Raw genomic sequence first — 12,274 nt, 5'->3', positions numbered from 1 at the left:
CCCCCGCCGCTGGCCCAGCGGGGTTTTGGCGCACTCCTACCATACGTGCCTGACCCGTCGACGCTGGCCGGAACCAGCAGCCGGGGCGAGCATTAGAGGTAGCCGTAGGCCAACTTGGGCGAAAACCAGGATTCTAGCCCATCGCGGGCCGGGTTGGCAATCCTCGTTCGGTGGTAAGTACGCCATCCGCAAGGGGGTTAACACCGCTTCGCGTGGTCGTGCCGCGTGAGCGGTGGGCAAGCTTAGACCTCTCTTAGGCGTTTCGGCCCGGTGGGCCCAGGTGGGACGATATAGCCTGGGGCGCTACGGGGGCCAGGAATTGCCCGCCACAAGCCGTCAAGGCGTGCCCAGCCTCGAACAAAGACCCTGGTGGCGGGCCACTCGCCTGGGATGGTGCACGGAGCCTCGGCGATCGGGATTCTGGGACCGGGTCCCAGCAGCGACTGTGGTGGGCCTGCAACTCAAGCGACCGAAATGGCACAAGAGCTGCGCCTCAGAGGGGTCCGTCGCATGCTGATCGCGCCTGGGCGAAAACCGGGTTGGATCGCGGCACGAACGCCGCGATCCAACCGGATCGCACAGGGCATGCGCGAGTGCTTTACTTGCACGCGCCGCAGGCAGCCTTGCCACACTTGCCGCCACGGCAACGGCGCAAACCAGCGTCGGCTTGAACGGCCATGGCGAGAACCAACAGCAGGGCACAAATAGCAGTGAACTTCTTCATCACGAGGACTCCTCATTGAAGCGCGCGTCCTCCAACCCCGACGCGCTAGGGTTTCATCCCCCGTAGAGTGCTTGGTGCCACGGTATAGATTTGATCCTCGTCGTCAACCACCAAGGCAGCCGCGCCGTCGCAAGCCCGCCAGCGCGGCAGCCATTTATGGCGCGCAAGATGCAACGGATATCGCCGAGACGCGAAGGAACTGTGCGATGGACGCAATTATCGTAAGGGGTGTTCACTTCAAGGCTTTTGCGCTGCTCTCACTCCACACCTCGGAGGGTGTGATCACACTGGCCCCATGAAAAACCCCTCATCGTGGGCTGTACGTTGACCCACCATGACGCTTTTTTAAGAAATAAGGTTTTTCGAAAATCTTGCCCCGTTTAGGCAAAAGGGGTGCGTGACATTGGCGCCCTAGGAGTCCGTTGGCGCAGTATGGGAAAAATAGAGGAGGACGCCCCGCGACGGCGCCGCCGGGCCTGACGGACAAGGCATCCAGGAGGCGCTGGAATACGAATCACCCGTCGAATTCCTTCCCCTGATCGCGGTAATTTGTGTCTCGTTGCCGAACGCTAGGCACAGGAATTCAGAAGTGTCTCGGCATCAAGCGGCGTCAGACTGCGCGGCAGCGGCGTACGTGCCACAGGATCCCAATCGTAAACTCGCGCTGTCGAGCCCGAGATGCCAACAAACGACAAAGGCTTTTCTGTCCAGCATCCGCAGTTCAAATAGTGAACGTCCGCGCTACGTACGTCACACGCCAGGTGCGAGTGGCCCAGGATAACACCGGCCACGCCTCGCAGGCGCGCTTCGTCGATGGCTCGCCGACGGAGGACATCGGTCACATGGAAGAAATGCTTTGACGTGCGTTTAAGGCGTCGCGCCAGACGATGCGAAGAGTCGAGCCATTGGCACGCGAAGTAAACAGCGTCCGCCGTGTCGACTTCGAGTTGTGGCCAACTAAGCGAAGGATCCCAGCCGTGCCCGTGATACACCAGGTACTGCGCGGCACCGACGTTCAAGATGACTTCCTCTTGCGCCTCGATTCCCAGCAACGCGGCGAACCAGGTTGGAGACGGGTCATGATTGCCGACGACCCAATCAACGCGAACGTGTTTAGTGTACCGTCTCAGCAACTCCACGATCTGCACGTCTCGCTCCTGCAATCCACGTAGACGTGAATCGTTGAACAAGTCGCCGGCCAGGACCAATCGCTGTCATCGAATCGTGTGCAGGAAACGCAGGAAGTCATTACCCCGCCTGTTGCGCGCGCCCAAGTGCAAATCGCTAACGATGACCGCGTCGAAGTTCACCATGAGACTCGCTTCCTTGAGAGGGTTTCTTGCGACGACATCCTAATCGCCTGCCTAGTGTAATCATCGGCGGATCCCATTTTCCGGAGATGAGAGTCGCGCTAGATTTTCGTGAGAAACCGAGGCGCCACGTGCTAGCGGTATCCGGCAGGTCGATTCGCAGGAGTGGTTGCACGGCCGCCCGTGACATGCCGACGGATGTGCGTTTGACAAAGCCACAGGGTCGACGCGCAGACTCGCACGCGCTCGACGGGGAGCGAATACAAACTACATCGAATGCTCAGCACAAACTCACGCGCCGTTCAGTAGTGGTGTTTGTAGCCGCCGAGTAGAGTCGGTTTGGATCAGTCGCCTGGTACCACGAACATTCGTTCGCGGGCTGGGCGTGACCCTCTCACTCGCGTTGGGTCCACCTTTGGTTAGGGTGCGCTTTTCTACGGTTAGAAATTCTCTGCGCAAAAGGAGCACGAATGCGTATTGCCCTCATGTTGTCGGTTGTCATGTTGCTTGTCGCGAGCCGTTCGGCCAGCGGACAGAATCGTCCCCAACGACCGTTTGAAGGGGCGTCGACACGTCGCCCCTCGGTGAGCCCCTATATATGAATTTGGTGAACAATCCCTCAGCAGCCGCCACGAATTACCAAAGCCTGGTGCGGCCGCAACTCGACCAAAATAATTTCAATCGGCGACAAAGTAGCGCCATTTCCCAGTTGCAACGACAAGCTGCTCCGGTCCGTGCGCAGTCGAGTTCGCAAGGCAATCAGCAGTTGCGCAGCACGGGGCATCGGACGCTTTTCAACGACACGTCACGATATTATTCAGGCCCCAAGCGCTAAATCGCGTGAGGCGGAAATGGCAGAAGGAGGAAAAGGCGTGTGATATGACGGTGGCTTGCGTTGGGTATGTAACAGTCCGGCACTACTAACCACGCATCGCCATAGCGAGCAGAAACACCATCCACGACCCCGACGCCACGGCACTAACGACCAGAAACCAGAAATGCTGCCGTGGCGGATTGGGCCGTGTTGAGCTGATCCACGACGGCTTGTCTGCGCTGGGCGTTTCCTCGCTTGAAATCGCGACTAGCGCCGGCTTCGCTGATACCTTGGCACGGCCGCTCTGGTTGGCTGCGGAAGATTTGCCTCGCCGATTGCGCTTAGCAGCCATATGAAGAAGGTCCCGGTGAGGCGTACTCTGTACTACTAACTGACGGCCGGGAACCTTATTCCGGCGGTGTGATCTGGAAGCTTTGTCTCAGCCCACTCTCGAAATCGAACACATCGTCAAAATCTTCCCGGCGATCGTCGTCCGTTTTTCGCATTAGTCCCACGCGGATGAGATTGAACACGATCTCACCAAAATCCCCGGTGGTATGAACTCCCCAACTGTCGAGCACAACCTTGGCCATGTAGCCATATTGGTCGAGCGCATAGAGGCGGATCGCCTCGCATAGTTCCTGACCGGTCAGGTGCCGTTCCGAGGTTGGCGACGGTTCGTCCCCTTCGGCTCCCTTTTGTCCGCCCAGTTCCAAGACGGAATGAGCGTAGTTCAGCGCGTCGAAGACAAATAAATACGCCGATCGCTGGTATCGCTTGTCTTCGCGCAGCAACTCGGCGAGCGTGTTCGCAGCGTCTGACATGGTGTCGCCAATATCTTTCCAGTGGCCTATTGCATTATCAACTTGGCCTGACGCAGGCTACCCTGTTGGGCCGCCTGACGGGTCTTGGCCGAGTGAGGCCCTGAGGTTGGTGTCTAAATCTCTGGGTGTCGATCCCGCAGCATATTGGACGTCGACCGGAGGATGTAGCGGATTGAGGAACTTCGTGGGTCAGGCGAGGGAAAATTAATTGTTGCGAGCGCCGGAATCGAGCACGCTCAGCACATCACCGGCAGGAATCAGGACGCGCAAACGGTCCTCAGTTTCCACCAACAATTGGTTGGCGAGAATCTCGTGCGCCAAGACACGCATCCGCCCCTTGGCCGTAACTACGTTCGACCCCACCGCCGGCAAGTCCTTTTGCAATTGCTCATAGGTGTCGAACTCATATCGCAAGCAGCATTTCAGGCGGCCACAGCGGCCGGAAATCTTGGTCGGGTCGAGCGTCGCCTTCTGCAATTTCGCCATCTTCATTGATACCGGCGGCATCTCCGACAGATGCGTATTGCAGCACACCGGCTTGCCGCAATCGCCGTAGTCTGCAAGCAGTTTGGCCTCGTCGCGGACGCCGATCTGCCGCATCTCGATGCGGGTTTGGAATTCGCTAGCAAGCGTTTTCACCAGGACGCGAAAATCGACCCGATTCTCCGCCAAAAAGTACACCACCACTCGCTCTCCGCCAAACACGTGTTCGACGTCGACCAGCTTCATGGGCAGCTTCAGCTCGTTGACGACGCGGCGGCAGCTCTCGAACTCGGCGCGCTCCTGACCGTGCATCCGCGACAACTCGTGCTCGTCGTCGGTGGTCATCAGACGCAGGATTTGTCCGCGTTGCGGGTCTTGCAACTGGCCGGTGGTTTCTTCGGTTGCCACGCAGAGCACTTCGCCGGCTTCCAGCCCACGATCGGTCCGTACGATCACGCGGGCACCGCGCGTAAAGACATCGCCTCGGCTGGTGCTGAAGACCCCCAAGGTGCGCATGACCCCGTAGCGGACGACATACTTTTGCATGGCAACGACACTATAGTCGCTCACGGTGTAACCGGAAAGAGAAGCCGCGATGGCTCAATTCACCGCATCGAGCGGAAATGCTCCCTCGATTGCGAAATAACTCGCCGCATGGCGACGACCGCTAATGGCTGGCGGCGGGCAAAATTCCTTGAATTTCGGCGTCAGCTACGCGCTGGGGGTCTTGTTCACGTAGTCGCGTCAGGGCCGCCACAGCTGCCGGTCGTGGACAAGCAAGCAAATAACCAACGACGGCTGCCGTTGTCGCAGGATCAGTAAACTCCGCGCGGCTAAACAGTGCCACAACATCGTTCAGGCAATCCCAATCTCGCCAACGCGCTAGGTCGATAATTGCCGCTGGTGCGGTCTCGGGTCGCGTCAGCAGTCGCCGCATGGCCCGTCGCAGGTCTGCGTCCGGAATCACGCCCCGGTCAAACTCGTGGACGAAGCGCAGCGCCGTCGCCGCATGTCTCAGGTCGCCCGACCGCGCTTGGGGATTGGCAAGCAACTGCTTTTCGACGTGGATAAGCCCTGGCGTGCCGGTGAGCATGAGATAGCCCCCCAACACACCATCGAATCCGGCCCGAAAGTCGTCGGCGTCAGCATCGATCAAGCGCTGCAAGACGGTTTCATTGGCGCGGCGGTCCGCTGCGCTTTTTGCCAGACCGAGCGCCAATCCGTAAAAGCCCTGACGCGCCTCGGGAACGTGCGGATCCTCGATCGCACGTCGCAATGCGGCAAACGGAAGCCGATCCGTGACAAGTGCTACTTCGTCGTACGATGCGTTACCAAACTCGCGATAGGCATCCTCGGCGATCAGCGGATTCGCGTGTTCGAGATATTCTGCGTAATAAGGCAATCGCTTGGCCGCGGGCAAACGCTCCGAAGGTGACCGCGCCACGTATGCGTAGCTGGTCTCATCGAGCGGTATGATCTGCCATGCCGACTTCGACTCGGGGCCCTCGGGCGTCGCCAGGACGAGGGCGAGCTGCCCCGCCTTGACACCACTACCGCCAGAAATATTGGCCACATCAATGGTCAGGTGCCGCGGATTCGGCAGCCGGTCTGCGCCGGTGAAGATCTTCTGAATAGTGAGATACCACTTTCCTGCCTCGCTGCGGGCGACGTCGGCCAATAATGTGACCGTCGCCTCGTCGCGTTGCTGGCCAAGACTGGGCTTAACCGCCGTGCAAAAGGGGCAGGCGACTACAACCTGCACACCTAAGAGAAGCAGCGCCGGCGAGAGCACTGAATATGTCATTAAAACCGCACGGCATCGCCGTCGAGATGATAGATGGCCAGGAACTTGCCATCAGGGCCCTTGTAATCACGCAATTCAAATGTCCCTTCGACTGCCACCGGCCTCACCGTGAAGTCCGCGGTCTTGCCAGGTTTCATATTCACCACGACGCAGTCGTACAAGGCCGCGCCGGGACCGAAACAACATTGCATGTTGTCACGGACCAGCACGAATTGCGTGAGTCCCGACTGCTGAAAGCTGGGCAGGATGTAGCCACGCAATTTGACCGGACGGTGATCAAGCGATGCGATCGCGGGCGTCAGCAAGGACCGCTGATAATCGTCATTCTTTTCCAAGGGGAATTTCAGCGTATCGAACGTGATATTCTGCGGTGCCGCGGACGTCGTTTCTACGGGGGCGGCCTTCGGTTCCGGAACCTCAGGACTCGACGGTACGGTATCCCCCTCGGCAGACGCAGCCTCGGCCGTCTCCATCCCGGCGGTCGATTGTGGTGCAGAATCGGTCGTCGGTTTGGAAGAGCGTTCGACGGCCGCTGGGCTGCGATTCTCCTCGCACCCCACGGCCAAGAGCAACGCTGACAAAAGCATTGCTGCACACCAGATTTGCGTGCCGGGCATTCTCACTTCAGATAATCCGCGTCGAGGTGATAGATCACGCCGCTGAGCCCATCCACGGCTTGGCCCGGTTCAACGCGGAACGTACCGGCCACATGCCGTTGCCGTGTCGTATATTCGAGTGTCAGCGGCCCATCAAGATTTACCAAGATTCGATCCGTTAACCGGGGCTGACCACCAAAGCAGCAATCTCCGTTATCACGACACAGCACGAACTGCTTGATTCCGGAAGTTTGCTTGCCGGGGTAGACATAGCCCTTAATGAAAATACGGTGCCCGTCATATTCGGTGATGTCGGGAGGATAGATTTCACCTGGAACCTCGGCGTCGGGCTGAAGCTGAGCGTAGTTCAATCGTTCATAGCCCGGTGGTAACTCGGCTGCGTATTCATAGCTTAGGTAGCCGCCGCCGCCGCAGAGCATCAACAGACTTAGTAACACGCCCGCCCACGCGATGCGCTTGCCAGTAAGTTCACTTGCGTTGACATGAATGCGACGCACGGCGACGAGGCCCGTAAGGAGTCCCAACGCGGGTATTACCAGCAGCGTCCAGCTGAGAAAGGCAGCGACGGATAATACACTGAGCAGGCAGCTGACGACGGCCAGCACGCTGAGCGCACGATAGTGCGCGTAGTCTTCCATCGTGACATCAGACACGCGGGACGCTACATCGACGCTCATACCACAACCTTTGTCGCAACCCGGTTGATCGACAAACCAAGGCTCCCAAGCCCCACGCCTGTCATCATAATTATCCCACGTTTCATTCTAATGTCGGCGGAACAAGAAAATCGATCCGGCCGCGATCGCGGCAAAGATCACCGCCACTAGGGTCCAGTCGGATTTCACGCCGATCGGTGTCGTTGCGCTGCGGCTGGCGGCCCGATCCGGGAATTGTTTGTCGCTCTCTGCTGGCGTGATATCTTCGGACTTTGATTTATCCCTGGGACTCGATGCGGATCCGTTCGCGTCCGCCGACGCACCAATAGCGACGGCCTCGGCGGCAGGCCCCGTCGCATAATCGGGCTTGGTCGCCGAAACCTCGGCATTGATTCCGGAGGATTCTGACGTAGCAGGTTTTTTGCCGGACGCGCCATCGTTCGCCGTCACAGCACCTTCCGCAGGCGCCTGCTGTTCAGCTCCGCCTGATGCCGATTGGGTCGCAACCGATGCTGCGGGCTCGGCGGCTGGTTTCGAGTCACTCGTCGCGGCGGCTACCGGCGCGGGGGCGCCCGACGCGCCTGGCAACATCAAGTAGTTTGTCGCCCGCTTCACGGCATCTGGGTCGATCTTGGCCAATTCGACGAGGTATTCCTGAGCCTTGGGGTCAGGGCAAGCTCGCAGGAACTGGACGACGGGCACGCGGACCCAGGACGATTCCTCGTTGGCGTTTTTGAACAGATCGACCAACTTGTCCATTGCGCCCCAGTCCTGCCATCGTGCCAGATCCGGTATCACAAGGTCGGCCAGTTGTGGTCGATCGAGCATATTCCGCAAGGCGGCGACCAACCGATCCTTGGGGATCAGGGTCGTCTCTTGACCCAACACACGCAGGGCCACAATGGCCGAATACGTGTCGACGTATTCGGATTTGTCGTTTTTCAGAAACAGGTCCTCGATCAGCGGCAGGCCGTCGGCACCACGCAGACTGAGATAACATCCGATCATCGCGTCGAGCGCGCTGCGCACCTGGCGGTCGTCGGTCTTGATCATGCCTTCAATCAGCGGTACGTCGTCGGGCTGGCCGCAGGTGCCGAGCATCGTCAGATAGAGTCGACGCCGGCTGGCCGGCACCTTGTCGTCCTTGATCCACTCGATCAACTTGTCGCGGTGCATTTGCTCTTTGAGCTGCGTGACATCGGAGTAGGGCGCCTTGGCGAACTCGTTGAAGGCATCGCTCGAAAGGAGAGGATCCGCGTCCTCAAAATACTCCTGGAAGAAAGCCAAACGCTCAGTGGAATTGTCCTGCAACTGGGCAACCCTTTCGATATACGCCAGGCCGCGCTCAGAGAGAGCCGTCGGCGTGCCCCAGGCCAGTTCCTTCGGATCGACGCCGAACAACAGGAATGTGGCTCCCGGATCTTGCGAGCCGAAATAGAGCATCTCGATCTCCGGCTTGCCGGCCAGCAGCTTTTCTCCCTTGAGGATTTTGGTGATCTTGAACTTGCTCTTCACCGGCGCACCGCCGGCGGGGTCAGACGAAGCTGGCCGATCGACCAGCGTGGCTATCACGGCCGCGTCGGACGTTTTCAACTCTTCGCCGAGCGTCATCGACACCGCACTGCAAAACGGACACGCTCGCAACGGCGCGGGAGCAATTGCGATGGCGGCGATCAAAACAAGTGCCCACGAGCGAACGAATGACGTATTCACGGCAGGCTCCTGGAGGAGAAACATTCTTTTTGCGGACCGGTGCTGCCCACAGCTATTTTACGGACTGGCCGACAGCGCTTTGCCCACGTCGGTGCGATAGGCACTCATCGCGGGCAAATAGCCAGTCAGCGCCGCCAGTACGATCAGGCCTGGAATTAAGATTAACTCATACGAGACGAACTGCATAAAACCGAGTGTGACGCCTGAAAATGCCTCGACGATGGGCCCGAGCACACCTACCAAGGTGTGACCTAGCACAAAGCCGAGCAAACCACCGCCGAGCGACAGCAGGATCGATTCGAACAAGATCACTGACAAAACCGTGCCGCGACCCGCCCCTAGAGCCCGCATCACGGCGATATCGCGACGGCGATCGTTCATAGAATTATAGATGCTCACCATCACGCCGACTCCGGCCACGACGATAATCAGCACGGTTAGCGCCAACAGGGCGATTGTTACTCCGCTGACCATCGTCTTAAAGAAGTCGTTGATAACTCGAATGGGGGAGGCGGCCTGAGCAACCTCGCCCTCGTTGATTGTAGTACGCAGTCCTTCGGCGCTAAAGTCGTCGGATGCCAGCACCAAAATGGCCGTCACTTCGCGCTGATCGTCTGGCAGAGGTTCGTGGTGATGATCGTGTCCCTCGTGATCGTGGCCTGTGTGGTCATGAGCATCGTGATCATGTCGCACGTGGGAGTGGGCATCATGATCGTGATCATCGCCAGCATGCGCGTCATGATCCGGGGCGGCAGGGTCGTGGGCGGCATGATCATGCTCGGAATGCTCTGCTCCTCCGCCCACGGCATCGTGGGGCGAATGGGCTTCGCCCGGCTGCTCGTCATGATGATGATCAGCGTCCGGCTTCGCGGCGTCTGAATGCTCGTGGTCGTCGTGGGCCGGATGGTTGGCGTCTTGTTCGCCCACGTCAGCGGCAGGCATTGCTCCATCATCGTGATCGTGTTCGGCGTGCTCGTCGTGATGATGGGCGTCTTCGGCGTCATGGTGTTCGTCGCCATGCGCGGCCGCGACTTCGTCGACCGGCTTGGCATGCTTGTCGAGCAAAAAGAAACCCTCCATGTTGATGAACAGCGCGCGGTCGTTGGCCGTACCTGTCGGCTTGAGGATGCCGACGATCTTAAACGCATCGTGCTTGTGCCCATCCCCCTCGTTGGACAAACCGTGGGTGGGCTGAAACTCATCCCCTACCTTAAGACCAGTCTTGTGGGCCACGGCTGAACCGATCACCGCCTCGAAGAAGTGCTCTTGCTCGAAGTTGCGGCCGCCGGACTGGAATTCGTACTTCTTGCCTCCAGCATATTCGAACTCGTCGAACAAGGCGGGCACGGTGCCGACTACACGAAAGCCCTCATAGTTGTCACCCAGGCAATAGGGAATCGCCACTTGCACATAGGGTGCGAAACGTCCGGAATGGCCCGGGGTGTTGACGAATTCTTTGTAGAACGAGTAGGGCACATTCTCGATCGGGTCCTGTAAGTGATAGACCGTATTGAGGACCAGTTGTAACTGGCTCCCCTTCTTGCCGACCACCAGGTGGTAGCCACCAGCGCCGCGCGTAAATGAATCGCGGATCACCCCCTGAGCCACCAGCACGGCGACGACAAGCGCCACGCCAAGCGCCATGCTCAGTGCCGTCAGGGTCGAAGCCAATGCTCGTTGCTGGATGCTGCGCCAGGCAATCTTCCACAAGCTCATGCTGTCACCACGGCCTGGTTGAGTTGATCGAGATGGTCCACACGCGCGAATTGCTCGCTCACTTCGGGAGTGTGCGTGACCAGCACCAGTGCTACGTTTTCCTCGGTACACGAAGTGCGTATTAGATCGATCACTTGTTGTTGATGGCGAGTATCGACGTTTGCGGTGGGCTCGTCGGCCAGCAGCAGCTTCGGCCGATTGGCCATCGCCCGGGCCACGGCCACGCGCTGCTGTTCCCCGACCGACAGCATGGCCGGCTTGTGCGTCAGCCGATGTGCGAGACCGACGTGGGAAAGCAGCAATCGGGCACGGGGTTCGTCCACTCGGCCACCGGTAAAGCTCATGCCCAAAAGGACGTTTTCCAAGGCCGAGAAGCCGGGCAAAAGGTTGAAGGTTTGGAAGACGTAGCCGATGTTGTCGGCCCGAAAACGGTCCCGGCCATGTTCCGAAAGGCGATGAATGTCACAGCCGCCCAATTGAACCAGTCCCGAGTCGGGGCGGCTTATGCCGGCGATGATGTGCAGCAATGTCGTCTTGCCGCAGCCGCTACGCCCCATCAGGGCCATTTGCTCACCCGCGGCGACACTGAACTCGGGAATGTCCAAAATCGGCAGCCGCGTGCCGTCGGGCTGGGGGAACGACTTTTTGAGATCTTTGACTTGCAGCATGCCGGAAACTCGTTTTTCGCCTAGTGCTGAGACTGTACGTCGCGTCGGTCAGATCGAAACAAGGTCTTTGAAGATAACATGTTACCTCGATCCGACAAGCTGAGTTTGCCGGCCCGAACTCAGCCAGTGTCGGCATCGTGCGCGCGGATACACGGTTGTACTTACGAGGCCGACCCGAATCGAGTTCGCCCCGTGAGCAATAGGAGTGAAATCGTGGCACCGGGGATTCAGATCACCGTCCGGAGCACAGCCTTACCCTTAGCGACCGCGCAATGCGCGCTGAATGTCGCGTTGCACGGACTGTTTTTTGAGCTTTTCGCGTTTGTCGTGCAGCTTGCGGCCACGGCAGATCCCCAGTAGTAGCTTGGCCTTTCCCTTTTTGAAATACATCTTCAAGGGGACCAGGGTTAGTCCGGTTTCGTAGGCCTTGCCGGCGAATTTTTTGATCTCGCGACGGTGCAGTAGCAGCTTGCGCGGACGACGAGGTTCATGATTAAATTGATTGGCCTGCACATATTCGGGGATGTCGCAGCCGACGAGCCAGACTTCCTCGTTTTTCACGCGCGCGTATGCTTCATCCAGCGAAATATGGCCCGTGCGCAGGCTCTTCACCTCGCTTCCGACCAGCATGATGCCGCATTCCAGCGTATCGATCACCTCATACTCGTGGCGAGCCGAGCGGTTCTGGCTGACAACCCGCTCGTTGTCGTGCTCGCGATCGGTGGTCGGTTTTTGCTTTGACATGAGGTAGCGAACTGTTTTGCAGTCAGTAGGACGACTGCGATCTGCGGTGTGCCGCACGCGTTACGAAACCGGTGTCCCCTTAAGGTTGTCTGTCCCTGTAAGGCCTGGCCAGTCGTTCCGTCTTTTACAGGTGCGCGTCCGGTGTTAGAGTAGCCAAGATGCCGACCGGCGGATACGCAAGTTCCTTTTACTCTCTGGCAA

12 protein-coding genes are annotated in these 12,274 nt (G+C 58.9%); 1 reads left to right on the top strand and 11 read right to left on the bottom strand.

The window, feature by feature from the left end:
• Window positions 1-598 precede the first annotated feature (598 nt).
• The gene (locus tag VGG64_06285; protein ID HEY1599191.1) at window positions 599-724 is read right to left on the bottom strand and encodes a hypothetical protein; all 126 of its coding nucleotides are present in this window, start codon (window positions 722-724) and stop codon (window positions 599-601) included.
• 569 nt (window positions 725-1,293) lie between these two features.
• On the bottom strand, window positions 1,294-1,932 hold the full coding sequence (locus VGG64_06280; GenBank protein ID HEY1599190.1) for a metallophosphoesterase: 639 nt from the start codon (window positions 1,930-1,932) through the stop codon (window positions 1,294-1,296).
• Window positions 1,933-2,641: 709 nt separating this feature from the next.
• On the opposite strand from VGG64_06280, the gene VGG64_06275 reads away from it, so the two are divergent.
• Window positions 2,642-2,869: a hypothetical protein gene (locus tag VGG64_06275; GenBank protein HEY1599189.1), complete on the top strand. Its 228-nt coding sequence runs from the start codon at window positions 2,642-2,644 to the stop codon at window positions 2,867-2,869.
• 386 nt (window positions 2,870-3,255) lie between these two features.
• On the opposite strand, the gene VGG64_06270 is transcribed toward VGG64_06275, so the two are convergent.
• The 9 genes from VGG64_06270 to smpB all read right to left on the bottom strand — a co-directional run bounded on the left by VGG64_06270 (window position 3,256) and on the right by smpB (window position 12,073).
• Window positions 3,256-3,672 carry a Minf_1886 family protein gene (locus VGG64_06270; protein HEY1599188.1) on the bottom strand — a complete coding sequence of 139 codons (417 nt, stop codon included), beginning with the start codon at window positions 3,670-3,672 and terminating at the stop codon, window positions 3,256-3,258.
• Between the two features lie 204 nt (window positions 3,673-3,876).
• The gene (ricT, locus tag VGG64_06265; GenBank protein ID HEY1599187.1) at window positions 3,877-4,725 is read right to left on the bottom strand and encodes a regulatory iron-sulfur-containing complex subunit RicT; all 849 of its coding nucleotides are present in this window, start codon (window positions 4,723-4,725) and stop codon (window positions 3,877-3,879) included.
• Window positions 4,726-4,822: 97 nt separating this feature from the next.
• Window positions 4,823-5,959, bottom strand: a complete 1,137-nt coding sequence (locus VGG64_06260) for a hypothetical protein (protein ID HEY1599186.1) — start codon at window positions 5,957-5,959, stop codon at window positions 4,823-4,825.
• Window positions 5,959-6,546, bottom strand: coding sequence for a DUF3299 domain-containing protein (locus tag VGG64_06255; GenBank protein HEY1599185.1), 588 nt, complete (start codon window positions 6,544-6,546; stop codon window positions 5,959-5,961). Before VGG64_06255 ends, VGG64_06260 begins: the two co-directional genes overlap by 1 nt.
• 32 nt (window positions 6,547-6,578) lie before the next feature.
• Window positions 6,579-7,253: a hypothetical protein gene (locus VGG64_06250; protein ID HEY1599184.1), complete on the bottom strand. Its 675-nt coding sequence runs from the start codon at window positions 7,251-7,253 to the stop codon at window positions 6,579-6,581.
• 87 nt (window positions 7,254-7,340) lie between these two features.
• Entirely contained in the window at window positions 7,341-8,945 is a 1,605-nt protein-coding gene (locus tag VGG64_06245) for a hypothetical protein (GenBank protein ID HEY1599183.1), read from the bottom strand.
• 57 nt (window positions 8,946-9,002) lie between these two features.
• A complete protein-coding gene (locus VGG64_06240; GenBank protein ID HEY1599182.1) occupies window positions 9,003-10,661 on the bottom strand; it encodes an ABC transporter permease in 1,659 nt (552 codons plus the stop codon).
• Window positions 10,658-11,329 (bottom strand): ABC transporter ATP-binding protein, encoded by a 672-nt coding sequence (locus VGG64_06235; protein HEY1599181.1) that lies wholly within the window; start codon window positions 11,327-11,329, stop codon window positions 10,658-10,660. Before VGG64_06235 ends, VGG64_06240 begins: the two co-directional genes overlap by 4 nt.
• 258 nt (window positions 11,330-11,587) lie before the next feature.
• Entirely contained in the window at window positions 11,588-12,073 is a 486-nt protein-coding gene (smpB, locus tag VGG64_06230) for an SsrA-binding protein SmpB (GenBank protein HEY1599180.1), read from the bottom strand.
• Between the last annotated feature and the right edge of the window lie 201 nt (window positions 12,074-12,274).

The organism is Pirellulales bacterium, from assembly GCA_036490175.1.
GTDB lineage: Bacteria > Planctomycetota > Planctomycetia > Pirellulales > JACPPG01 > JACPPG01.
Note: the sequence above shows the minus strand (reverse complement) of the source record. Positions and strands in the feature narration are given on the sequence as shown.